The following is a 22,858-nucleotide window of genomic DNA, read 5'->3' as shown; positions in this document are numbered from 1 at the left end:
CGGCGGCGGGTAACGATGACGAATCGGCGGGGTTCGAACTGGCCGCTGGAATCACAGCCTTGGGCGGCGGCTCGGGCCCGCGACCACGTGGTGGGCAAGCTTCACGAGTGGGGCTACACCGACGCGGATGCCACGGCCGGCGATGTCGTCGCGCTCCTGGTCGAGACCGCGGTCGCCGACGGCGGCCGACGGATCAGCCTGCACCTCGCCGACCAGGACCGGCAGGCGTTGGTGGTGGTCCTCAGCCACCAACCAGGGCTCGCCGTCACGGAGGAGGCCGTACTGCCCCGTATCGCCGCGCTCGGGGCGACGAGTTGCGGAGCCGACACGGCGGAGGACGGCCGCCGACTGTGGGCCGTACTCGACCTGTAGTTCGTACGCGTCGTTCGGACGTGCAGTTCGGACGCGTACGAAACGTTCCCCGCCCCTGTCCGGTCCTGGCCCCGGGAGAGGCGCTAATCCTGGAAAGAGCCGTCCGCGCGGCGCATGTGACGGCGCATGACGTGCTTGCACTCAGGGCAGTTGCGCATGAAAAGCGGCTTGATCAGCCACGTGAAGCTGATCGCGTAGCCCAGCTTCAGCCCAAACCTGCCGATCACGCTCTTGGTACAGGTCCTACAGTCACGGCAGCCGCCCGCCATCAGATTCTCCCCAGCAGTAGATCTTCCTGCCAGGTCAGACGCCGTCCAGCCGCGCCCAGTTGCCGGACGCGGCGGGTAGTGACAGCCCCGTTACGTCAGAAGGCCGGCTTCCGGCTGCCGATGGAGCCCGTGTCGAGCGAGCAGACGTCCCGCACTCGCAGCCCACCGAATCGATCGAAGTCCGGTTCGACACGAGCCGGGCCAGAGCGGCCGACGTCGCGCTACGCCCTACCGCCAATGTCGACGCCCTGCTCTCCAGCAGACCCTGGCCATGACGTCATCACGGCACCGTGAACCAGCAGACGTCACCGGAGTCGGGCAACCGGGCATGTCCCTGAACCTCCGCCGCCATCCGCGCCAGGGCTTCGGCTCTCTCCATTCGCCAGGGCAGAAAAGGCTCCCGCGTCGACTTCGTCAGATCGCCCGCTCGCGCTCCGGCGTCATAGAGATCGCCGACGATCCGCAGGAGCAACGTCAGCTGCTCCTGGAACGAGGCTCCGGGTCCGAGGAGGCTGCCGACTGACCCGCTGATCGCCGAGAGCCCGAGCCAGTCGTCGTGCGCGTACTGGATCAGGTAGTTCAGCTCACGGCGGTATGCGTCCTGGATCACCATGCCTCAGTCCCCGGACTTCATTGGGTTCAGAAGGCGGCCTCCGCGAGCGGCCGCGTTGTGGACGCATACGCAACCACGATCTGCGGATGACGCTGCCCCGGTACCTCGGCCGGTTCCGTGGCCCCTCGGCCGCGGTCCCCTGGATGCTCTGCTCACCGACCCCGAGGAGCGGGTGCGTCGGATGGCCAGGCGTTGAGGAAATCGTTGATCAGAGGGTTGGCGTCGGCCGCGCGGGTTGCCAGGACGACTCGGACCGGGTCGATGCCCTCGATGGGCACGGTGACCAGGTCGGGGCGCAGTTGGGGCCGCCGGTCGCCGGCGGCCAGAATCAATACGGTCCGCTCCTCGGCGACCAGGTCGAGCTTGTCCTCGAACGATTCGTAGTCGATCGGCGCGCTGCGAGCCGGAACGCCATCCGGGCGGGGCTCCAGGCGGGCGAAGTCGTTCCATTGCGGTACCGCGCTCGGGCATTGCGGGAAGGCTTCTTCGCCGAGGTCCTCGACTCTCACCGACTCCTTTCCGGCCAGGCGGTGGCTTCTGGGGACGACCAGGACCCGTGGCTCGGCCCACAGTTCGCTGAGGCGCAGGCGGTCGGTGGGGAAGGGCAGCGGGGCGCGGGCGACCAGAGCGTCCACGCGGCGGTCGGTAAGGGCGTGGGCGTCGTTCCACTCCAGATGGCGGGTGCGGATGCGGGCCGAGGGGTATCGATGCCGCAGTTGGCGTACGGCTTGAGTGATTACCAGGTCCTCGACATACCCGATGGTGAACTCGCGCGAGGTGGCGGCGTCGCGGGCGGTGAGCCTGGCTTGATGGGCGGCCTGGAGCAGCGCCTGCGCCTGCGGCAGGAAGGCGCGACCGGCTTCGGTGAGCCGACTGCCCTGTGGGGTGCGGTCGAAGAGGTGTACGCCCAGATGTTCCTCGAGGCGCTGGATCTGACGACTCAGGGATGGCTGCGCGACGTGCAGCGCCGCGGCGGCGCGGCTGAAGTTGGCGTGCTCTGCGACGACTGTGAAGTAGCCGACAAGCCGCATATCGAGGTCCGATCCGGGGACGCGCACGCGTTCGAGCGTACCAACATGCAGTGCGCGCATAACGGGTTGCGGATCAGGTCTTGGACGCCGTCTCCGGTCCGGGATTTGAATTGAGGCATGGGAAAATACAACGGAAAGCGCGCCCTCGTCACCGGCGGCAGCAGCGGAATCGGTCTGTCGGTCGCACGTCTGCTGGCGGCCGAGGGCGCTCAGGTCATGGTCACGGGGCGCAAGGAAGCCGCACTCGAAACGGCGAGCCGAGAGGGGCTCGTCGCGGTTCGCAGCGATGCCACCTCAAAAGCCGACATCGAGGCGCTGGCGGGGAAGGTCGAGGAGGCGTTCGGTCAACTGGACGCGGTGTTCCTGAATGCGGGCATCACCGACTCGGTGCCGTTCGAGGCGACGACCGAGCAGATGTACGACGCCATCTTCGCGGCCAACACCAAGGGGCCCTACTTCACCTTTCAGCGGCTGCTTCCGCTGCTTGCCGAGGGCAGCGGCGTGGTGCTGACCACCTCGGTCCTGAACGTGCTGGGGCAACCGGACCATGGTGTCTACGCGGCGAGCAAGGCGGCCCTCCGGTCGATGGCGCGAACCTGGGCTCGCGAACTGCTGCCGCGCGGCGTACGCGTCAATGCAGTGAGCCCGGGGCCGATCGACACAGGCATTCTGCACAAGAACCTGCCCGCGGAAGTGGCGGATGAATTGGTGGCGGGTTTCGCCGCCCAGATTCCGATGCTGCGTACAGGGAATCCGGAGGAGGTCGCGCGTGCTGCCGTTTTCCTCGCCTTCGACGCGACCTACACCACCGGTGCCGAGCTCGCGGTGGACGGTGGCGGCACCCAATTGTGACGCCGCCAACGTGAACACCGTTCAGGATCGGGCGGTGTTCACGTTCTGCGCCGGACCGGGCATGCGCTTCCCGCACGGCCCGCTCGCGCTCGTCGGCGGGAGTGGCTCGTGTACCGAAATGCCCGCGAGACGGGAAAAGGGGTTCTCCACATGCGGGCGGAACCTCAGTCGCTGGGCCCGGTTGTGGACCGCGTCAGCCTGGCGACGAAGCCGTCCAGGCGGTAGTGGCGATGAACGCCTTCAGGCTATGAGTGAGCCCCAGCCGTGAGTATGAGTAGCGTGGGCCAGGGCTCGGGATAGCGTCAGTCGGCAGCCACGGGTTCGGGGGCGTCGGCGCGTGCCTTGGCGGGCATCACTTCGCCTGCCTGGTGCGCCAGTTGCGGGTCGGCCAGCGTCAAGCGTCCGACGTGCAGTCGGTCGTGCCCGTACATGGTCTTGCTCAACTCCACGGAACCGTCCAGGTCCAGGGACCACGCCGCGTCATGAAGTTCCAGCGTGCCGGGCTTCGGAATGCTGCGCCCGCTCCAGCCCACGCAGATCAGCCAGCAGGCTTCGGCGAACCCGGTGCCGCCCGTCGAGCCGTACAACCGGGTCGGTTGGTGCCGCGCGGCCACATCCATGAGAGCCGTCTCCGGCACTCCGGGCACGGGTACGTAGCCGATGACGGCCGTATCTCCGAAACCGCCGGTCGTGGTGTAGGCGATCACCATGTAGCGGTCCGGCCACATGTGCAGCAGCGGCAGTACGGTCACCCTGCCGACGCCCATCATGTTTTTTGCCACGTACCTCTCCCCTTCATGGGCGAGCTGTCCTGCGCGGGTTTCCGGAACAGGACAGCCCTCGTTCGTGCTCACGCGGTACAACCGCCGTTGTCACCGCAGCCGGAGGACGGGTTGGAACCACCGCCGTCGCCGTCCTCGATGTCGGTGTTGTCGTCCCCTCCCTGGACAACCGTCCAGTGCTGTGCGTGGATGCTGGTCACATGCCATTCCCTTCTTCGCGACGGTGGTGCGTGGACCCGCTTCGGCCGCTGTCCTGCCAGGGAATGGGCGGCCGGGGCGGGGGCTTTGGGGCCGGCAGGGCGTCTTCATTCGGGCCTGGCCCTGTGTGCGGCCAGGACTCACCTGCGGTCCGCGGCTTCGTCCGGGTGGCCGTGGGGCGTGTCGGTTCCGAACGCCGGCGCTCCGGCACCCTGGACTCCGCGTGCGGCGGCCATCACGTACTCCCAGATCGCGTCGTGCAGGATCTGTACGCAGCCGCCGCACGCGGTGAACGGAGCCGAGATCCCGCCGGTCGTCCGGACCGGCCCGAGCCAGATCACCCGCGTCCACTCCTGCCCGCACCAGAGCCAGCACCGGCCGTCAAACCAGTCGTTGCCGTCGTTCGTACGAGCGGGCTCAGGGCGGCTTTCGACAGGTACGGCGATTCCGGACTCGGTCGAACCGTGCGCCTCGGCGGTCATTTCCCCCACCGCTGACACAAGTTGACGAGCGCGAGCCGCGCGCTCAATTCCTCCCGGGCCGACAATCGCACGACATTCATCGACGGCGTTTCCCAGAGGGCTCCGCCTTTCAGCGGGCGGAGGACGGTGTATTCGGCTGTACGAGTCAGGACCACGCCCATACGATTCATCGCGATGTCCTTTGCCAGGCCGCCGGGTTCAGGGGGCGGAGCCGACGGGACGCGGGGCGGAACCGGGTCCTGGCTCGGCGCGGGGGGTTCCTCGGCGGTCACTTATCCGCGCCCTTCTTGACCGCTGCCGCGAGCTTCCGTACGACATCGGGCCGGGCACCGCCGAGTTCGACAAGAACCACTCCGCAGACAGGGCCTGCCGGGTCGGCGCGCAGCGAAGGCAGAACAATCCCTGCGGCGACCAGCGCGTCCTTCAGCGTCCGTACCGCGTCGTCCGCCTCCTTCCGCGCGTCCACCTTCCGCGACGCCGCCCTCGCCGTCCTCTTGTCCGACTCATTCATCTCGTGCTCCGTGATTGAGTACTGACTTTTCGTGTCCATCGTTGCCTTGGCGGCGCTAATCTCGGAAGGAGTGAGCCGTTACAACGGCCGTGCAAAATGAGGGAGTTAGCCCGTGGCCAAAGGTGAGATGCCCGCAGCGCTCGGTCGTCTGAAGATCGGTTGGGAGTTCTTCGGCTCCGAGCTGAAGCGCCGCCGCGAGGCCGTAGGTTTCACCCAGCAGCAATTGGGCGACCGCGTGTACTGCTCCGGTTCGTACATCGGCCAGTTCGAGGTGGCCATTCGCAAACCGCAGGGCGACTTGGCCGAACGCATCGACGCGGCACTCGAAACCGATGGCTACCTCGCGCGCATGTGCGAGAAGCTGATCGAGAGTTCTCCGTACGCCAATTACTTCGCCGAGGCCGCCTATCTCGAAGGCCTGGCCCTCACCATCCGCCAGTACGCGTCCATGTTCGTCCCCGGGCTGCTCCAGACAGCCGCCTACGCCCGCGCGGTGTTCGTCGCCGCGCAGCCGGTCGCGCCGGAGGAGAAGATCGACGAACTCGTCGCCGCCCGGCTGGCGCGCGGCCACCTCCTTGATCACCCAACAGAACCGCTGTTGTGGGTCGTGCTGGACGAGAGCGTCCTACGGCGCGAGGTCGGCGGACCGACCGTCATGCGCGAACAGCTCACGCACATCGCGCAGTTGGTACGCAGGCGTCGGATTCTGGTTCAGGTCTTTCCTTTCGAGGCGGGAGCGCCGTCGGTAGGAGGCTTGCTCAAGCTGATGACCTTCAGGGACGCCCCGCCCGTGGCCTACGAGGAGGGATCCGCCACCGGCAATCTGCTGGATGATCCGGCGCTAGTGGCGCAGTGTGAGCTGGACTACGATCTGATCAGGGCCTCCGCCCTTTCGCCGGAGCGATCCCTGGCCCTGATCGAGTCTGCGGCAGAGGAATTCGAGCATGAGCAATGACTACGACCTGAGCGCAGCCGCATGGCGAAAGAGCAGCTACAGCAACGGCCAGAGCGGCGACTGCGTCGAGGTCGCCGACGACTTCCCCGGCGTCATACCCGTACGGGACAGCAAGGCCCCCGAAGCTCCCGCACTGATCTTCCGCAGCCGTTCATGGGCGACGTTCATCAGGACCATGCAGGTCAAGTACCAGTAAAGCGCCCCGAAAACCACAGGTCGCGAAGGGTTCTCCCCGCGCAGGCGGGGGTGTTCCGCCGGCGAGCAGACCAACGACGATGTGGCACGCGTTCTCCCCGCGCAGGCGGGGGTGTTCCGGTCGACCCCGTCACCGAGCAAGCCGCAACATCGTTCTCCCCGCGCAGGCGGGGGTGTTCCGTCGCCACGGATTTCGCGCTGTCCGGACGCGTCGTTCTCCCCGCGCAGGCGGGGGTGTTCCGGCATCACCGGCGGCCTTGTTCGAGGTCAGGAGGTTCTCCCCGCGCAGCGGGGACGGTCCCATGGCTGAAGGGCGACCACTGGCCCGAGCATGGCCGCCAGCGACGTCGTGGAACCTTCGAATCCCCACCACAAAGAGGACGCCGTGACAGCAGCCCGCCCCAATCACCACTCCCCCGACCCGAGAGTCCGCCCGATCCCCCACACGATCGACGCCATCTCCAACGCCCTCGGAGCCACCAAACGCACGGCCTTCCACGCCGAGATCAGCCAGGCCCAAGCGAGCGAACACATCAACGCTGTCCTGCGGAAGTGGTGGATGGAGGCGATGTTCGACAGCCGGCCCGGCCGCGAACAGCGACTCGCCGTTGCCGGCACCCGCCACGGCCTCACCCCGCTGCCACGCCTCGTCAGTGGTGAGGAGTGAGTGGGCCAACGTATCCGTACCCGACGAACTCGACCCGCTCCAGGGCGAGTCCGCGACCCGCACCCGTGAAGCGGAAAACCCCCGCCCGGATCAGTCCAGATCGGTCCCGATCAGCCCGGGGCGGGGGCGATTATGTCCGTCACGACACGCCTCCCGCTATTCCGTCGCCTTCGGGTGGCCTATGTACACGCACCGCAGCCACACCGTTCGTGCGTCCACGTCGAACAAGTACCAGAGCCTGCCGCCCCCGGTGACCTCGATCTGCCACTGCGGGAACGGCCGGCCGTTGCGGACAGCTGTGGCCAGTGCGCCCTTCAGCTGGTGGTGGCGCTTTGTCGGCGGGACCGGTGCGGGGTTCGTCCGCATCGCCCGCCATGCGGCCAACGTGTTGCCGGCCGCGTGCTTGCACAGTTCCTCCCAGCCCTCCGCCGCGTCGCGGCAGGAGAACCGGATATCGAATTCCCCCGGGCCCGGCGGTGGAGGTACCGGGTCGTTTCTGCCGTAGCTCACTCGCCGACCGCCAGGGGTAAGGGGGCCGGACCGTAGTCGTCGCCGAGGTCTTCGCCGGTCAGCTGGGCGGCCAGTGCCGGGTCGGCGTAGATCTCCGCGGTGTGCTTCCACTCGGTGATGACCTGGGCGATCGGGGCGACCAGGCCCAGGTCCGTACTGGCCTTGGCGGTGTCGACCAGCTCGACCAGGAACTCCTGCACGGACTTCTGCGGGAGGAACCTGACCCACGGGAACGCCGACGGGAAGACCCGGGTGAGCAGGTCCCTGGCGTGGGGGTCTTCTTTCATGAGGGCGACGAACATGCGGGTGGTGGAGTCGACCACCTGGACCACCTCCTCGGCGCGGGCCGCGGTGGTGAGGTAGAGGTCTTCTTCGCCGCGGCGGTGGAGTCGGATTCCCTTGCGGGCGTTGCCCTGCATGCGGTGGACGGTGGCTGTCGGTCTGTTGATCAGTTCGGAGAAGTTCGCTTCTGCCGGAAGGGTGGTCATGACTTTCAAGGTAGTCCGGAAGTAATGGTTCGACTACACAGAGGAGCGGCCATTCACCCGAACGGTTCGCGCGATTACGTACGGTAGGAATCCAGGCGTGGTTCATATCCAGCCGTACGGTTTGCACCCCTCGGCCGACCCGGCTCGTACACCTGTGCACCGCCCCACCAGGCCGGACGCCGTCCCGCCGTGAGGCCCGCACTACCCCCGCGCGCCTGCGCCCCACCGCCAACCGGCCAACCGCCCGGACCCGTCCCGCCGGTCGCCGGATCAGCCGGCGCCCCGCGCCCCCGGACCGCCGACTGGCCCACAGCGGCCGCCCCTCCAGCGGCCAGCCCGCCTACTGAATTCGGCCTACGGCAACCCGTCCGGGCAGGACAGAGAGCGGGAGTGGGGGCGGGAACCCGGCACGGACGCGCGGGAACCCGCCCCCCGACGACCTCAGTCCTCAGCGCGCGGGAACCCGCCCCCCGACGACGACCTCAGTCCTCGCCCTCCAACTCGCCCTCGGTCTCCAGGAACACCTTCCGCAGCGCGTCCAGCACCGCCGGGTCCGGCTTCTCCCACATGCCCCGGGACTCCGCCTCCAGCAGCCGTTCCGCGATGCCGTGCAGCGCCCAGGGGTTGGCCTCCTGGAGGAACTCGCGGTTCTCCGGGTCCAGGACGTACGTCTCCGTCAGCTTGTCGTACATCCAGTCGGCGACCACGCCCGTCGTCGCGTCGTACCCGAAGAGGTAGTCGACCGTCGCGGCCAGTTCGAACGCGCCCTTGTAGCCGTGGCGGCGCATCGCCTCGATCCAGCGGGGGTTGACCACGCGGGCGCGGAAGACGCGGGACGTCTCCTCCACCAGCGTGCGCGTACGGACCGTCTCGGGGCGGGTCGAGTCGCCGATGTACGCCTCCGGGGCCGTGCCCTTGAGCGCGCGCACCGTGGCGACCATGCCGCCGTGGTACTGGAAGTAGTCGTCGGAGTCCGCGATGTCGTGCTCGCGGGTGTCGGTGTTCTTGGCGGCCACCGCGATGCGCTTGTACGCGGTCTCCATCTCGTCGCGGGCCGGGCGCCCGTCGAGCTCGCGGCCGTACGCGTAACCGCCCCACACCGTGTAGACCTCGGCGAGGTCCGCGTCCGTGCGCCAGTCGCGGCTGTCGATGAGCTGGAGGATGCCCGCGCCGTACGTACCGGGCCGGGAGCCGAAGATACGGGTCGTGGCGCGGCGTTCGTCGCCGTGTTCGGCCAGGTCGGCCTGGGCGTGCGCGCGGACGTGGTTGGCGTCGGCGGGCTCGTCCAGGGAGGCGGCGAGCCGTACGGCGTCGTCCAGCAGGCCGATGGTGTGCGGGAAGGCGTCCCGGAAGAAGCCGCTGATGCGCAGGGTCACATCGATACGGGGGCGGCCCAACTCGTCGAGCGGGATGGCCTCCAGGCCGGTGACCCGGCGCGACGCGTCGTCCCAGACCGGCCGGATGCCCAGCAGCGCCAGCGCCTCCGCGATGTCGTCGCCCGAGGTGCGCATGGCGCTCGTCCCCCACAGGGAGAGCCCGACGGAGGTCGGCCAGTCGCCGTTGTCCGTGCGGTAGCGCTCCAGGAGCGAGTCGGCGAGGGCCTGGCCGGTCTCCCAGGCGAGGCGGCTCGGGACGGCCTTGGGGTCGACGGAGTAGAAGTTGCGGCCGGTCGGCAGGACGTTGACCAGGCCGCGCAGCGGGGATCCGGACGGGCCGGCCGGGACGAACCCGCCGTTCAGGCCGAGCACCGCGTGGTCGATCTCGTCGGTCGTGGCGGCCAGCCTCGGTACGACCTCACGCGCCGCGAAGTCCAGGATGTCCAGCACCGGTTGGGGATGTCCGGCCGCGACCCGGGCGACCGCCGCCGGGTCCCATTCCGCGTCCTCCATCGCCTGGACGAGGGCGCGTGCCCGCTCCTCCGCCTCGTCGGCGGTCGTACGGGTCGCCGCCGACTCGTCGAGCCCGAGCGCCTCGCGCAGACCGGGCAGCGATGCCGTACCGCCCCAGATCTGCCGGGCGCGCAGGATCGCCAGGACCAGGTTGACCCGGGCGTCACCGGTCGGCGCGCCGCCCAGGACGTGCAGTCCGTCACGGATCTGGGCGTCCTTGACCTCGCACAGCCAGCCGTCGACGTGCAGCAGGAAGTCGTCGAACCCGTCGTCGTCCGGCCGGGCTTCGAGCCCCAGGTCGTGGTCGAGCTTCGCCGCCTGGATCAGCGTCCAGATCTGGGCGCGGATCGCGGGCAGTTTCGCCGGGTCCATGGAGGAGATCGCCGCGTACTCGTCCAGCAGCTGTTCGAGGCGCGCGATGTCGCCGTACGACTCGGCGCGCGCCATCGGCGGTACGAGGTGGTCCACCAGCGTGGCGTGTACGCGCCGCTTGGCCTGCGTGCCCTCGCCGGGGTCGTTGACGAGGAACGGGTAGATCAGCGGCAGATCGCCGAGCGCGGCGTCGGGCGCGCAGGCGGCGGACAGGCCGGCGTTCTTGCCGGGCAGCCATTCCAGGTTGCCGTGCTTGCCGAGGTGGATCATGGCGTCGGCGCCGAAGCCGCCGTCCTCGCGGGTGGCCTGGATCCAGCGGTACGCGGCCAAGTAGTGGTGCGAGGGCGGCAGATCGGGGTCGTGGTAGATCGCGATCGGGTTCTCGCCGAAGCCGCGCGGCGGCTGGATGAGGATCAGCAGATTGCCGCGCCGGAGGGCGGCGAGCACGATGTCACCGTCCGGGTCCCCGCCCGAGGCGACGCGGCTCCGGTCGAGGAACATCTCGCCGGGCGGCGGGCCCCAGTGCTCCTCGACCGACGCGCGCAGTTCGGCGGGCAGCTGTCCGTACCACCGCCGGTAGTCGGCGGCCGGGATCCGGACGGGGTTGCGCGCCAGCTGCTCCTCGGTCAGCCACTCCTGGTCATGGCCGCCGGCCTCGATCAGCGCGTAGATCAGCTCGTCGCCGTCGCCGGACTCCAGCCCGGGGACCTCTTGCCCGGGGACCTTTTCGTCACCGAAGTCGTAGCCCTCCTCGCGCAGACGGCGCAGCAGAGCCACCGCGCTGGCGGGGGTGTCGAGGCCGACCGCGTTACCGATGCGGGAGTGCTTGGTGGGGTACGCGGAGAGCACCAGGGCGAGGCGCTTGTCCGGGTTCGGGATGTGGCGCAGACGCGCGTGCCGTACGGCGATCCCGGCGACGCGCGCGGCCCGCTCGGGGTCGGCGACGTACGCGGGCAGACCGTCCTCGTCGATCTCCTTGAAGGAGAACGGGACGGTGATGAGCCGGCCGTCGAACTCCGGCACCGCCACCTGCCCGGCGGCGTCCAGCGGCGACAGGCCCTCGTCGCTCTCCTCCCAGGCGCTGCGCGATCCGGTCAGGCACAGGGCCTGAAGAATCGGTACGCCGAGGGCGGCCAGCGCGCCCGCGTCCCACGACTCGTCGTCGCCGCCCGCCGAGGCAGCGGCGGGCTTGGTGCCACCGGCCGCGAGGACGGTGGTCACGAGCGCGTCGGCCGCGCCGAGCGCGTCGAGCAGCTCGGGCTCGGGGGCGCGCAGGGACGCCACGTACAGCGGGAGGGCCCGGCCCCCGGCCGCCTCGATCGCGGAGCACAGGTCGCCGACGAAGGCGGTGTTGCCGCTCATGTGATGGGCGCGGTAGTAGAGCACCGCGATGAGCGGCCCGGTGCCTGCCTCCGCGCTGGGCTCGCGGGTCAGCGGGCCCCAGGTCGGTGCGGCGGCGGGCGGCTCGAAGCCGTGGCCGGTCAGCAGGACCGTGTCGGAGAGGAAGCGCGCGAGCTGGTCCAGGTTCGCCGGTCCGCCGTGGGCGAGGTAGGCGTGCGCCTCGGCGGCGATGCCGATGGGGACGGTCGAGGCCTCCATCAGCTGGGCGTCGGGCGCCTGTTCGCCGGTGAGGACGACGACGGGCGTGCCATGGGCGAGGAGTGCGTCGATCCCCTCCTGCCAGGCGCGCAGCCCGCCGAGGAGGCGTACGACGACGAGGTCGGCGCCCTCCAGCAGTGCGGGCAGCTCGTCGAGCGCGAGCCGGGCGGGGTTGGCGAACCGGTACGGGACCGGGCCGCCCGCCACGTTGGCAGCGCGGGCGCTGAGCAGATCGGTGTCGGACGTCGACAGGAGCAGGAGCATGCGGCGTCTCGCCTTCCTCGGGGTCCGCGCCCCGGGCGGTGGTAGGACGGCGGGAGTTTCTGGCTGACCCGGGCTGTCGCCGGGCTCACAGTGGCGGGACCGCGCCGGCTTCTCACCGGGCTTCCTCCCCTGACGCCGTCGCTGGCGGTGACGGGCCGCGCGGCCCGCCGTCTGCATAGTAGGCGCTGCTGGTCACGGGCGGGGAGGGCGCCTGGGAGTACGTTCCCGGGGGCGGTGGAACGGCCCGAGGGGACACGGGCGTACGTGGGTATGCTCGCGGCCATGCCGCCCACTTCGCCAACACCCGTGAACCGGGACGAAGCCCCCGCGCGCGCAGCCGTACGGACTCCCGTACGAGCCGCCGTACGGGAGCGGGGCGACGCCTGCCCGGGAGCGCTGCGGCTGCACGCCGCCGACGACGGCCGGCTGGCCCGACTGCGGCTGCCCGCCGGGATTCTGACGGCCCGTCAGGCGGAGGCGCTGGCGTCCGCCGCGGAGCGGCTGGGCGACGGACATCTGGACATCACGTCCCGGGGAAACGTCCAGCTGCGCGGGCTGGCGGACGAGTGCGGCGGCGAACTCGCGGAGTTGCTGCACGGCGCCGGGCTGCTGCCCTCGGAGGAGCACGAGCGGGTACGGAACATCGTCGCGTCACCGCTGGCCGGACTCGACGGACTCACGTCCGCCGACGCCCAGTTGTGGGCGCGCGAACTGGACGAACTGCTCTGCGCGAGCCAGGCCGCGAAGGCACTCTCGGGCCGATTCCTGTTCGCGCTGGACGACGGCCGCGGCGATGTCGCGACCCTGGGCGCGGATGTGACGTTGCTCGCACAGCGGGACGCGCGGGACGCGCGGCAGGTCGAGCGGCCGGGCGGGGCGGCCCTGTTGCGTATCGGGGTGAATCGGTCAGGGCTGCGGCTGGATTCGTCAGATGCGCCGAGGGCCGCGCTGCTGGCGGCGGAGACGTTCCTCACGGTGGCGGAGGCGAGCGGCTCGGGCGCCTGGCGGGTACGGGAACTGCCCGCCGGGCAGGACCATGACCGCGGTCCGGAAGATCTTGAGGCGGCGGTGGCCGCGAGGCTGGCGGAGGCCGGGATCTCGGCGGAGTACGTGGCCGAGGCGGCTCTCCCCCAGGGCGCGCCCCCGGCCCCCGGGCTGATCCGCTCTCCCGACGGGACGGTGGCGCTGTCCGTGTACGCGACGCTGGGGCGGCTGAGCGCGGCGCAGTGGCGACTCCTGTCGACGGCGACAGCCGATACGGAGAGCGGGGAGCTACGGGTGACCCCGTGGCGAGGCGTGATCGTCCCGGGCGTGGACCCGGCCGCCGCCGACGACCTCCTGGACCGTCTCCGTACGGCCGGGCTGATCACCTCCCCCGACTCCCCCTGGCACGGCGTCGGCGCCTGCACCGGCCGGCCGGGGTGCGCGAAGGCGCTCTCGGACGTACGGTCCGACGCGGCCGGGACGGTAGCCGTGGACGCGGCCGGGACGGTAGCCGTGAAAGACACCCCCGGTGGACTGCCGGTCTACTGGTCGGGCTGCGCCCGCCGCTGCGGTCATCCCCAGGGCCGCTCGGTGGATGTGGTCGCGACGGGCGAAGGCAGCTACGAGGTCTCCGTACAGGGAACTCTCGTGACGACAGCGACGGTGACAGCCACGAGGACCGACACCAGGACCGCGACAACCGACGGACCAGAACTCGCCGACGCGGTCGCGACGGCACGGACCACCCCCTTGACGAGATGAGCGAGACGACAGTGTCCACAGTGCCGACCGGGCCCACGGGGTCCGCCGGGCCCACCGGGTTCGACTACGAGAAGGACGGCGCGGCGATATACCGCCAGTCCTTCGCCACGATCCGCGCCGAGGCGGACCTCGCCGGGCTGCCCGCCGACGTCTCCCAGGTCGCGGTGCGGATGATCCACGCCTGCGGCATGGTCGACCTGGTACGCGATCTGTCCTTCTCCCCCGACGTGGTGGCCCACGCGCGTGCGGCCCTGCGCGCGGGCGCGCCGATCCTGTGCGATGTCGCGATGGTCGCCAGCGGAGTCACCCGTAAACGGCTGCCCGCGGACAACGACGTGGTCTGCACCCTGTCCGACCCCTCGGTGCCCGCGCTCGCCGCCGAGTTGGGGACGACGCGCAGCGCCGCCGCCCTGGAACTGTGGCGGGACCGGCTGGACGGCGCGGTGGTGGCCGTCGGCAACGCGCCGACCGCCCTCTTCCGGCTGCTGGAGATGATCGAGGCCGGTGCCGCGCGCCCGGCGGCCGTCATCGGCGTACCGGTCGGCTTCATCGGCGCGGCGGAGTCCAAGGACGCGCTCGCCGGACACCCGGCCGCTCTGGAACACCTGGTCGTACGGGGACGGCGCGGCGGCAGCGCCCTCGCGGCGGCGGCCATCAACGCGATCGCGAGCGAGGAAGAATGAGCGCGCAGTCCCCCCTCACGACCGACATCGGTACGGGCGCCACCGGCCGCACCGGTCAGCTGTACGGAGTCGGCCTCGGCCCCGGCGACCCGTCCCTGATGACCGTACGGGCCGTGCAGGTCATCGCGCGTGCCGACGTGATCGCATACCACAGCGCCCGGCACGGCCGGTCCATAGCCCGGTCGATCGCCGCCGAACATCTGCGTCCCGACCACATAGAGGAACCACTGGTCTATCCGGTCACCACCGAGACGACCGATCACCCCGGCGGTTACCAGGGCGCGATGGACGAGTTCTACGCGGAGTCGGCCGCCCGGCTCGCCGTCCACCTGGACGCCGGGCGCACGGTCGCCGTGATCGCCGAGGGCGACCCGCTCTTCTACGGCTCGTACATGCACATGCACAAGCGGCTGGCCGACCGTTACCCGACCGAGGTCATCCCCGGCGTCACCTCCGTGAGCGCCGCCGCCGCCCGGCTCGGCACCCCGCTCGTGGAGGGCGAGGAGGTGCTGACGATCCTCCCCGGCACGCTGCCCGAGGAGGAGCTGACGGCCCGCCTGGCCTCGACGGACTCGGCCGTGGTGATGAAGCTGGGCCGTACGTTCCCGGCGGTGCGGCGGGCGGTCGAGCGTTCCGGACGGCTCGCGGACGCGCGGTATGTCGAACGCGCCACGATGAGCGGCGAGCGCACCGGCACGCTGGCCGACACCGACCCGGACTCCGTGCCGTACTTCTCGGTGGCGGTGCTCCCGAGCCGGGTGGACGCGGCGCCCGTGCCGTCGGCGACGGGCGAGGTCGTGGTCGTGGGCACCGGCCCGGCCGGACCGCTGTGGCTCACCCCCGAGACGCGTGGCGCGCTGGCCGCGGCCGAGGATCTCGTCGGCTACACCACCTATCTGGACCGTGTTCCGGTCCGCCCCGGCCAGCAGCGGCACGGCTCCGACAACAAGGTGGAGTCGGAACGCGCGGAGTTCGCCCTCGACCTGGCCCGGCGCGGCAGGCGCGTGGCCGTCGTCTCGGGCGGCGACCCGGGGGTCTTCGCGATGGCCACGGCCGTACTGGAGGTGGCGTCCGCCGCCCCGTACCGGGACGTTCCCGTACGGGTGCTCCCGGGCGTGACCGCCGCCAACGCGGCCGCTGCCGCCGCCGGCGCCCCGCTCGGCCACGACTACGCCGTGCTCTCCCTCTCCGACCGCCTCAAGCCGTGGGAGGTCATCGCCGAGCGGCTGCACGCGGCAGCGGCGGCGGACCTGGTGCTGGCGCTCTACAACCCGGGCTCGCGCAGCCGTAACTGGCAGGTCGGCAAGGCCCGCGAACTGCTCCTGGAACACCGCGCCCCGGACACCCCGGTGGTACTCGGCCGCGATGTGGGCGGGCCGGAGCAGAGCGTACGGATCGTGCGTCTCGCCGATCTCGATCCGGCGCAGGTCGACATGCGGACGATCCTGCTGATCGGGTCGTCGCAGACGGTGACGGTACGGCGGGGCGGGGGCGGTGACGGGGACGGTGAGCAGGTCGTCTGGACGCCGCGCCGCTACCCGGAGACGTCAGAGGCACGGGAGGTTCCGGGGACGCCGGGGGCGCCCGAGGTACCGGAGAGTCTCGGCTCCCCGGGGACCTGAGCCAGCCAGGCGACCGCCTCTTCCGTGGTGGCCACCACGGGCACGCCCTCCGGCACGGCCGGCCGCCGTACGACCACGACCGGGATCCCGGCCTCGCGTGCGGCGGTGAGCTTGGGCGCGGTGGCCGCGCCGCCGCTGTCCTTGGTCACGACGACCTCGATGCGGTGGCGGCTCAGCAGGTCCCGCTCCCCGTCGAGGGTGAAGGGCCCCCGGTCGAGCAGGGTCTCCATCCGGGCGGGGTACGGCGGTTCCGGCGCGTCCACGGACCGTACGAGGAACCAGTGACCGTCGAGGTGCGCGAACGCGGCCAGGCCCATCCGCCCGGTGGTGAGGAAGACCCTCTCGGCGCCCAGCCGGGACAGCGCCTCGGCGGCCTCCTCCAGCGACCCGACCGCATGCCAGTCGTCGCCCGGCCCCGAGGCGGAGGCCGGGACCGGGACCCAGGAGGGACGGCGCAGGACCAGCAGGGGAACATGAGCGGTGGCGGCGGCACGGGCCGCGTTCCGACTGATCGTTGCGGCGAAGGGATGAGTGGCGTCGATGAGCGCGTCCACACGGTGCTCGCGCAGCCAGCGCTCCAGCCCGTCGGCACCGCCGAACCCGCCGATCCGTACCTCCCCGGGAGGCGGTACGGGCCGGGAGACGCGCCCGGCGAGGGACGTGGTGACGCGGAGCGGGCGGCGCCCGTGCGGGCGCGGGCTCTCGTTCCCGTTCCCGTTCCCGCTCTCGTTCCCGCTCCCGCTCCCGCTCTCGGCGAGCGCTTCGGCGAGCCGGCGCGACTCCGTCGTACCACCGAGGATCAGCACGTGCCGGGGTGTGTCCGCCGGCTCGTCCGACGCGCCTCGCCTCGTACCGTCCATCGGCTCGTACCTGGGGTCGTCGTACCCGGGGTCGTACCTGGGGTCGTCCATCAGGTCATCCTTCGGTTCATCCTTCGGGTCCTTCCATGGCTGAGGCGGACACGGGCGGGCGTGCCGCCTCCTCGACGGGCGGCGGGCCCGCGGGCGGGCGCAGCGCTCAACTCAAGCACACGGGCCTGAGGTCCGGCTGGACAACGGGTGCCTGCGCGACGGCCGCGACGAAGGCCGCGTACACGGCGCTGCTGACGGGCGACTTCCCGGACCCGGTGACGATCGGGCTCCCCAAGGGCCAGACCCCGGCGTTCGCCCTGGCGACGGAGGACCTGGAACCGTCCCGCACCAGCGCCACCGCGGGCGTGGTCAAGGACGCGGGCGACGACCCGGACGTCACCCATGGCGCGCTGGTCCGCGCGACGGTACGGCTGCTGCCGCCGGGCTCCGGCGTCGTCTTCAAGGCGGGCGAGGGCGTGGGTACGGTGACGCGCCCCGGCCTCCCCCTGGACGTCGGCGAACCGGCGATCAACCCGGTCCCGCGCGAGCTGATGCGTACCCACGTGGCGGAGGTGGCCGCCCGCCACGGCGGCACCGGCGACGTGGAGATAACGGTCGCCGTGGACCACGGCGAGGAGATCGCCCGCTCCACCTGGAACCCCAGGCTGGGCATCCTCGGCGGCCTCTCCGTCCTCGGTACGACGGGCGTCGTCGTCCCGTACTCCTGCTCGGCCTGGATCGACTCGATCCGCCGGGGCGTGGACGTCGCCCGCGCGGCGGGCCGTACGCACGTGGCGGGCTGCACGGGTTCGACCTCGGAGAAGACCGTCCAGGCCGTCCACGCCCTCCCCGAGGACGCCCTGCTGGACATGGGCGACTTCGCGGGCGCTGTCCTCAAATACATCCGCCGCCACCCGGTCGACCGCCTGACCATCTGCGGCGGCTTCGCCAAGCTGTCCAAACTGGCGGCGGGCCACCTGGACCTCCACTCGGCCCGCTCCCAGGTGGACAAGGGTTTCCTGGAGGAACTGGCGGCCGGCGCGGGCGCGGACGAGACCCTGGCGGCGCAGGTCGCGGAGGCCAACACGGGCCTCGCGGCACTCCAGTTGTGCCGGTCCGAGGGCGTACGGCTGGGAGACGCGGTGGCGACGAGAGCGCGGGACGAGGCGCTGGCGGTGCTGCGCGGGGCGCCGGTGGAGGTGGACGTGATCTGCATCGACAGGGCGGGCACGGTGGTGGGCCGCAGCGAGCGGGGGCGGTCGGGGGTGTAGCTCCCGACCGGGCCCTTGCTCACCTCGTCCGGGCCCTTGCTCACCTCACTCAGGCCCTTGCTCGCCTCGTCCGGGCCCTTGCGCGCCTCACTCAGGCCCTTGTGAGAGCGCTGATCAGGTATGTCTCTCACTTCACCACAACTGGAAGGCACCGTCCGTTTACCGGGTTAGTTTGATCCGACAGCCTCAGGGACCCGCTTCCCTCGACTGACAGGACAGCTACGTGGACAGCGATGTGAACGAGATGCGCGCGGCGCTTTACGACAGCTACGGCCCGCCCGAGGTGCTGTACGTGGGCAAGGTCCCCGTGCCCGTCCCGCAGCAGGACGAGGTGCTGGTCCGGGTCCACGCGGTCAGCGTCAACGGAGGTGAACGGCACGTCCGGGCCGGCCGGGTGCGCCTGATGTCCGGGCGCCGTTTCCCCCAACTCACGGGCGTGGACTTCGCCGGAGAGGTCGCCGCGGTCGGTGCCGCGGTGACCGGGCCGCGGGAAGGCGACCGGGTGTGGGGCCTACTTCCGCGCGGCCGGTTCGGCAGCGCGGCCGAGTACGTTGCCGTCCACCCCCGGCGCATCTCTCTCGCCCCCGCCGGCCTCACCCTGGCGGAGGCCGTCTCCCTCCCCGCGACCGGTACCACCGTGATCACCGCCCTGCGCGACAAGGCAGGACTACGGCCGGGCGAACGCCTTCTCGTGCGCGGCGCGAGCGGCGGGGTCGGCAGCGCCGCCGTCCAGTTCGGCAAGGCACTCGGCGCCCACGTGACCGCGCTCGCGGGGCCGAAGAACCTCGATTTCATCCGTGACCTGGGCGCCGACGAGGCGCTGAGCTACTCCACGGTCCACCCGTCCGACCTGGGGGCCTTCGACGTCATCCTGGACACCGTCGGCACCCGGCACTCCGCCTACCGCAAGCTCCTGGCGCCGGGCGGACGCATGGTGGCCATCGCCTTCGACACCGAGAACATCCTGTCCAGCCTCTCCTACATCCTGGCCTCCACCCTGCACGGCCCGCGCCGGGTGCGCTTCTTCAGCGGAAACCCCCGGCACAAGCTCCTGGCCGAACTCACCCGATACGTGGAGACCGGCGCCATCCGCCCGGCCGTGGACACCGTCCACCCGCTGGCCGACATCGCCGCCGCCCACCGCGCCCTGGAAGCCGGCGGCGTACGCGGAAAGCACGTCATCCAGATCACGTGACGGGCCGGTACGGAACAGGCACACCACGCCCAGCCGCCGCGTTGTGGGAGCCGGCCGGACAGGAGGCCGGACAGGACAGGCCCTACTCGTCGTCCTCCTCCGGCAGCACCTCGAAGTCGGTGAGGAAGCACGCGACATCGCCGTCGGCGGTGCGGCCGATCCAAGTGGAGTAGGAACCGTCCCCCCAGCCGGTGCTGAACGCGATCAGGGCATGGTCGTCGTCGCCCACGGGCATGGTGATCGGGTCGGTGGCGGGTATCCGGGGATCCCTGTCGAACCTGGCGGACAGCACCTCCTCGGCGAAGTCCTCGTCCTCACCGAGGGCTTCGAAGGTCTGGGCGTCGACGAAGCATCCCGTGCCGGCGTCGACGGGGTAGCCGAAGACCTCGTCGTCTTCCAGTTCATCCAGGTCGTCACCCGGCGTGACGGCCAACTCCCAGGTGGCGACGGGCTCGTCCCGTATCTCCAGCCGGGCAGCGGCCACGCGGCTGTTCCCCCGGTCCTCGCCCTGCGGACCGATCAGGTCCACCACGATCAGGACGACCGGATAGGTGCCCGGCCGGACCTGCTCGGTGAACGCCATCTCAGCGGGATCGTCCTCGTCGAAGTAGGACGGCTCCATCGCGATGACGCGGCCGGAGGGCAGCGACAGCGGGACACCGGGCAGGACTCTCACCAGCAGACTGCCGTCGGCATCCGGGAAGGCGTGGCTGGTGCCCGGCGCGAAGAGCTTGACGAAGTCGGGGGCGAGGACGGGCATGGGATCTCCTGCGGTGTGTGTACCGCCCGATGCGGTCGATCACCGTAAACGTAGCGCCGGCCACTGACATCGCCCCCGGACACCGGGCAGCCACGGAGTGCACGGAGCACATCGGGCTGGAGAACGGGAGAACGCACGGCTGAAGTATCCGGAGCCGGGGAGCGAGATCAGCGCCAGGGAATGTTCCGCCACGGGCTGCCCTCGTTCTCCGTCAGCAGACGGTGGGCAACGACGTTGTGCTCGTAGAAGTGGCCGTACTCCTCTTCGTCGAAGCGCAGCACCCGCCCCAGCGCGAACCCGGCGGAGAAGTCCTCCCACGAGTGGTACGCCGACTTGCTCAGCGCTCCGGCGTACACGATCGCCTGCTCGGCCTCGTACGGGTCGCAGAACCGGGCGGACAGCCCCCAGCGCGCCAGGTTCACGGCCCGCCCGTAGTCGTAGGCGACCAGGGTGGTGATCCTGCCGTCCGGCGACAGCAGCCCGTCGGCGCGGAACCGGGACTCGTACCGGATGATGCGTCGCACCAGCTCCTCGATCTCCCTGACCGCCGACGGCCTCGCCCCGATGTCCTGCGCGTGCCCGGCGGCGGTCTCGCGCCACAGCTCGGCCGGCGGTGTCTCGCCGAGACCGGACCGCAGCTGCTCACGGACCCGGAGGACGAAGTCGGGCTCCACGGGGCTGTTGCGCGCGTCCAGCAGGGCGTTCAACTGCCTCTGCCAGCCCGCGCGTTCGGTGATGCCCCAGTGTTCGCGGAGCAGTTCACGTTCCTTCGCGTAGTCGTGGAAGACCGTGCCGACCTCGTTCCACGGCACCCCGTTCTGGACGGCCAGGTGGGCGCCGCAGGCAAGACCGTAGGCGAGCGGCCCGTGCAGCGCGCCGTGCCGCAGCGCGAGCAGCCGGTCCCCGGTCGGCTGGTCGTTCTCCGCGTAGTACCGCAGCCAGATCGCACGGTGCTGGGGCGTGGCGGGGAGGAGAAGCCGGGCCGGAGTACCGGCGTTGACCGCCAGCAGTTGCCGGGGGTCCGCCCAGTCGAAGGTGGCGATCCACTTGAGGGAGACGCGGTGGAACACCCACTCGGGATGCCACGGCGGCAGCATTCCGCGCGTGAGCACGGGCAGGCAGCTCTCCCCCGTCGGTTCCCGGTACGAACGCCAGACCACCATGTCGGGCTCCGCGTCGACCTCGGCCTTCGGCACGCCGATGTAGAGCTCCGCACCGGCCAGTACCCGGAGCTGCGCCTCCACGTCGCCGCGCGCGGTCGCCTCGTACAGCAATTGTTCGGTCTCGGACGGCGGCACCCAGCCGGGACCACCGCCGGCGCCGGGGCCGTGGGGGTACGAAGGGGCAGTTCCCCAGGGCGTGTTCATGACCACGGGATGTTTCGGTAGGGGCCCGCGGGGTCCTGGGTGAGGATGCGGTGCTGGGCGAGCGACTCCTGGTAGGTGACCTCGGAGTTGTCGTCCGCGTCGCTGTGGATCACCCGGGTCAGCGCGTAACCGAGGGAGAATTCCGCCCAGGATCCGTATGCCTGCCGGGCCAGTTCGCCGATCCTCAGCACGGCCTGTTCGGCCTCGTGCGGGTCGCAGTAGCGCGCGCCCAGCGCCAGCCGTACGACGTTGACCGCGCGCCCGTAGTCGAAGGCGGCCAGGGTGTCGATGCGCGCGTCGGCCGCGAGAATGCCGTCGGCGCGGAACCGGTCCTCGTACGTGATGATGCGCCGCAGCCAGTCGCGGGGACCCTCCCCGGGTTCCTCCTCGCCGGAACCGGACGGACCGGACGGACCGGACGGATCGGACGGACCGGGCGCGCGGCATTGGGCCGGTGTGGGGTCGACGCTGTCGGACCACTCCTGGTACGTGGGCGTCCGCTTCAGCCGCCGAGCGAGCGTGCGCCGGGCCTGGAGGACGTGCTCAGGGGTACGGCCGACGAGCCGGGTGGCCGTCAGCAGGTCGAGCGTCTGCCGGAAACCGGCGCGGTGGACGACACCCCACGGATTGCGGAGCCGCGCGATGTCCGTCCCGTAGTCCTGGTAGGCGGCGCCGAGTTGGTTCCAGACGAGGCCGTTGTGTACGGCGAGATGCGCGCCCAGGGCCAGGCCGTGGGCGACCGGCCCGTGCAGCGAACCGCCGCTGTGTGTGAGCAGCCGGCCCCGTGGCGGGCCGCCGGACCGCGCGTCGGCCTTCAGCCACTCCTTGCGGTGCGCCGGCCGGGCCGCGACGGTGGTCGCGTACGGCGTGCCCAGGTTGATCCCGAGCCACCACTTGTTGCCGGGCCAGGTCCGGGCGAGTTCGGTGAGCGTGGTCTCCCGGAACACCCAATCCGCGTGCCAGGGCGGCAACATGCCGGGGGTCAGGACGGAGACGCAGTTCAGGCCCGTCGCGTCGTCGCGTCGCAGCGGGAGCGGGGCGGTGAAGCCGGGAGTGTCGGCGTCGAGCCGGGCGACGAGGACGTAGAGGCGGCTGCGGGAGAGGACGTCGAGCACCGCGTCCTTGCCGCCGTCACCGCGCGCGGTCGCCTCGTACAGCAGCCGTTCGTCCTCCGTCGGCGCGGTCCAGCCGGTACTTGTCGTACCTCTCGTACCTCTCGCGCCTGTCGTACTCGTCGCGTCTGCCGCACCCGTCGCATCTGTCCCCGTTGCCACGGCCCGATCTTACGGAACCGGGCGGGGGCTGCTACGTAGC

General features: G+C 70.9%; 22 protein-coding genes, 1 pseudogene, 1 CRISPR repeat array and 1 riboswitch. Of the genes and pseudogenes, 10 read left to right on the top strand and 13 right to left on the bottom strand.

Annotated elements, in window-relative coordinates; all coding sequences use genetic code 11:
• The first annotated feature begins 15 nt into the window (after positions 1-15).
• A complete protein-coding gene (locus ACIQD6_RS33865; RefSeq protein ID WP_401890239.1) occupies positions 16-372 on the top strand; it encodes a hypothetical protein in 357 nt (118 codons plus the stop codon).
• Positions 373-921: 549 nt separating this feature from the next.
• Here the strand turns inward: ACIQD6_RS33865 and ACIQD6_RS33860 are convergent.
• Together ACIQD6_RS33860 and ACIQD6_RS33855 are read right to left on the bottom strand one after the other, a co-directional pair.
• On the bottom strand, positions 922-1,254 hold the full coding sequence (locus ACIQD6_RS33860; protein ID WP_401890236.1) for a hypothetical protein: 333 nt from the start codon (positions 1,252-1,254) through the stop codon (positions 922-924).
• A 152-nt stretch (positions 1,255-1,406) separates the two neighbouring features.
• Positions 1,407-2,312, bottom strand: coding sequence for a LysR family transcriptional regulator (locus ACIQD6_RS33855; RefSeq protein WP_401890234.1), 906 nt, complete (start codon positions 2,310-2,312; stop codon positions 1,407-1,409).
• 90 nt (positions 2,313-2,402) lie between these two features.
• Here ACIQD6_RS33855 and ACIQD6_RS33850 point away from each other — a divergent pair, with 90 nt between their 5' ends.
• Positions 2,403-3,137 carry an SDR family oxidoreductase gene (locus tag ACIQD6_RS33850; RefSeq protein ID WP_401890232.1) on the top strand — a complete coding sequence of 245 codons (735 nt, stop codon included), beginning with the start codon at positions 2,403-2,405 and terminating at the stop codon, positions 3,135-3,137.
• A 302-nt stretch (positions 3,138-3,439) separates the two neighbouring features.
• On the opposite strand, the gene ACIQD6_RS33845 is transcribed toward ACIQD6_RS33850, so the two are convergent.
• The 4 genes from ACIQD6_RS33845 to ACIQD6_RS33830 all read right to left on the bottom strand — a co-directional run bounded on the left by ACIQD6_RS33845 (position 3,440) and on the right by ACIQD6_RS33830 (position 5,110).
• Complete coding sequence (locus tag ACIQD6_RS33845; RefSeq protein ID WP_401890229.1) at positions 3,440-3,919, bottom strand: hypothetical protein; 480 nt, start codon at positions 3,917-3,919, stop codon at positions 3,440-3,442.
• A 68-nt stretch (positions 3,920-3,987) separates the two neighbouring features.
• Entirely contained in the window at positions 3,988-4,119 is a 132-nt protein-coding gene (locus ACIQD6_RS33840; protein ID WP_401890227.1) for a hypothetical protein, read from the bottom strand.
• 138 nt (positions 4,120-4,257) lie between these two features.
• Positions 4,258-4,599 (bottom strand): hypothetical protein, encoded by a 342-nt coding sequence (locus ACIQD6_RS33835; protein ID WP_401890225.1) that lies wholly within the window; start codon positions 4,597-4,599, stop codon positions 4,258-4,260.
• A gap of 268 nt (positions 4,600-4,867) precedes the next feature.
• The gene (locus ACIQD6_RS33830) at positions 4,868-5,110 is read right to left on the bottom strand and encodes a hypothetical protein (RefSeq protein WP_401890223.1); all 243 of its coding nucleotides are present in this window, start codon (positions 5,108-5,110) and stop codon (positions 4,868-4,870) included.
• Between the two features lie 127 nt (positions 5,111-5,237).
• On the opposite strand from ACIQD6_RS33830, the gene ACIQD6_RS33825 reads away from it, so the two are divergent.
• The 3 genes from ACIQD6_RS33825 (at position 5,238) to ACIQD6_RS33815 (ending at position 6,927) form a co-directional block, all read left to right on the top strand.
• A complete protein-coding gene (locus ACIQD6_RS33825; protein WP_401890269.1) occupies positions 5,238-6,065 on the top strand; it encodes a helix-turn-helix domain-containing protein in 828 nt (275 codons plus the stop codon).
• Positions 6,055-6,261 carry a DUF397 domain-containing protein gene (locus ACIQD6_RS33820; protein WP_401890221.1) on the top strand — a complete coding sequence of 69 codons (207 nt, stop codon included), beginning with the start codon at positions 6,055-6,057 and terminating at the stop codon, positions 6,259-6,261. Before ACIQD6_RS33825 ends, ACIQD6_RS33820 begins: the two co-directional genes overlap by 11 nt.
• Positions 6,262-6,290: 29 nt before the next feature.
• A CRISPR array of direct repeats spans positions 6,291-6,563; the repeat unit is 29 nt; unit sequence GTTCTCCCCGCGCAGGCGGGGGTGTTCCG.
• An 82-nt stretch (positions 6,564-6,645) separates the two neighbouring features.
• On the top strand, positions 6,646-6,927 hold the full coding sequence (locus tag ACIQD6_RS33815) for a hypothetical protein (protein WP_401890219.1): 282 nt from the start codon (positions 6,646-6,648) through the stop codon (positions 6,925-6,927).
• Positions 6,928-7,083: 156 nt separating this feature from the next.
• Here the strand turns inward: ACIQD6_RS33815 and ACIQD6_RS33810 are convergent, their stop codons facing one another.
• From ACIQD6_RS33810 to cobN, 3 genes are all read right to left on the bottom strand, one after another.
• Positions 7,084-7,437 carry a hypothetical protein gene (locus tag ACIQD6_RS33810; RefSeq protein ID WP_401890218.1) on the bottom strand — a complete coding sequence of 118 codons (354 nt, stop codon included), beginning with the start codon at positions 7,435-7,437 and terminating at the stop codon, positions 7,084-7,086.
• Entirely contained in the window at positions 7,434-7,925 is a 492-nt protein-coding gene (locus ACIQD6_RS33805) for a hypothetical protein (RefSeq protein WP_401890216.1), read from the bottom strand. Before ACIQD6_RS33805 ends, ACIQD6_RS33810 begins: the two co-directional genes overlap by 4 nt.
• Positions 7,926-8,407: 482 nt before the next feature.
• The gene (cobN, locus tag ACIQD6_RS33800) at positions 8,408-12,049 is read right to left on the bottom strand and encodes a cobaltochelatase subunit CobN (RefSeq protein WP_401890214.1); all 3,642 of its coding nucleotides are present in this window, start codon (positions 12,047-12,049) and stop codon (positions 8,408-8,410) included.
• A gap of 53 nt (positions 12,050-12,102) precedes the next feature.
• Positions 12,103-12,176: riboswitch (cobalamin riboswitch) on the bottom strand.
• Positions 12,177-12,319: 143 nt separating this feature from the next.
• Between cobN and cobG the strand changes: the two genes are divergently transcribed.
• From cobG to ACIQD6_RS33785, 3 genes and pseudogenes are all read left to right on the top strand, one after another.
• Positions 12,320-13,795: a precorrin-3B synthase gene (cobG, locus tag ACIQD6_RS33795; RefSeq protein WP_401890267.1), complete on the top strand. Its 1,476-nt coding sequence runs from the start codon at positions 12,320-12,322 to the stop codon at positions 13,793-13,795.
• On the top strand, positions 13,792-14,478 hold the full coding sequence (locus ACIQD6_RS33790; protein WP_401890213.1) for a precorrin-8X methylmutase: 687 nt from the start codon (positions 13,792-13,794) through the stop codon (positions 14,476-14,478). The genes cobG and ACIQD6_RS33790 overlap by 4 nt, the downstream gene beginning before the upstream one ends.
• Positions 14,475-16,022, top strand: a pseudogene (locus tag ACIQD6_RS33785) (precorrin-2 C(20)-methyltransferase); the annotation flags it as partial. The gene ACIQD6_RS33790 and the pseudogene ACIQD6_RS33785, both read left to right, overlap by 4 nt.
• Here the strand turns inward: ACIQD6_RS33785 and ACIQD6_RS33780 are convergent.
• Positions 16,013-16,960: a cobalt-precorrin-6A reductase gene (locus tag ACIQD6_RS33780; RefSeq protein ID WP_401890265.1), complete on the bottom strand. Its 948-nt coding sequence runs from the start codon at positions 16,958-16,960 to the stop codon at positions 16,013-16,015. The pseudogene ACIQD6_RS33785 and the gene ACIQD6_RS33780 overlap by 10 nt on opposite strands.
• 86 nt (positions 16,961-17,046) lie before the next feature.
• On the opposite strand from ACIQD6_RS33780, the gene ACIQD6_RS33775 reads away from it, so the two are divergent.
• Both ACIQD6_RS33775 and ACIQD6_RS33770 read left to right on the top strand, forming a co-directional pair.
• On the top strand, positions 17,047-18,222 hold the full coding sequence (locus ACIQD6_RS33775; protein WP_401890210.1) for a cobalt-precorrin-5B (C(1))-methyltransferase: 1,176 nt from the start codon (positions 17,047-17,049) through the stop codon (positions 18,220-18,222).
• A gap of 235 nt (positions 18,223-18,457) precedes the next feature.
• Positions 18,458-19,417: an NAD(P)-dependent alcohol dehydrogenase gene (locus ACIQD6_RS33770; protein WP_401890262.1), complete on the top strand. Its 960-nt coding sequence runs from the start codon at positions 18,458-18,460 to the stop codon at positions 19,415-19,417.
• Positions 19,418-19,499: 82 nt separating this feature from the next.
• Here the strand turns inward: ACIQD6_RS33770 and ACIQD6_RS33765 are convergent, their stop codons facing one another.
• The 3 genes from ACIQD6_RS33765 to ACIQD6_RS33755 all read right to left on the bottom strand — a co-directional run bounded on the left by ACIQD6_RS33765 (position 19,500) and on the right by ACIQD6_RS33755 (position 22,818).
• Complete coding sequence (locus ACIQD6_RS33765; RefSeq protein WP_401890207.1) at positions 19,500-20,177, bottom strand: DUF4241 domain-containing protein; 678 nt, start codon at positions 20,175-20,177, stop codon at positions 19,500-19,502.
• 167 nt (positions 20,178-20,344) lie between these two features.
• Positions 20,345-21,544: a DUF1266 domain-containing protein gene (locus tag ACIQD6_RS33760; protein WP_401890206.1), complete on the bottom strand. Its 1,200-nt coding sequence runs from the start codon at positions 21,542-21,544 to the stop codon at positions 20,345-20,347.
• Positions 21,541-22,818 (bottom strand): DUF1266 domain-containing protein, encoded by a 1,278-nt coding sequence (locus ACIQD6_RS33755; RefSeq protein WP_401890205.1) that lies wholly within the window; start codon positions 22,816-22,818, stop codon positions 21,541-21,543. The genes ACIQD6_RS33760 and ACIQD6_RS33755 overlap by 4 nt, the downstream gene beginning before the upstream one ends.
• Between the last annotated feature and the right edge of the window lie 40 nt (positions 22,819-22,858).

The organism is Streptomyces sp. NPDC088400, assembly GCF_044753355.1.
Lineage (GTDB): Bacteria > Actinomycetota > Actinomycetes > Streptomycetales > Streptomycetaceae > Streptomyces.
Note: the sequence above shows the minus strand (reverse complement) of the source record. Positions and strands in the feature narration are given on the sequence as shown.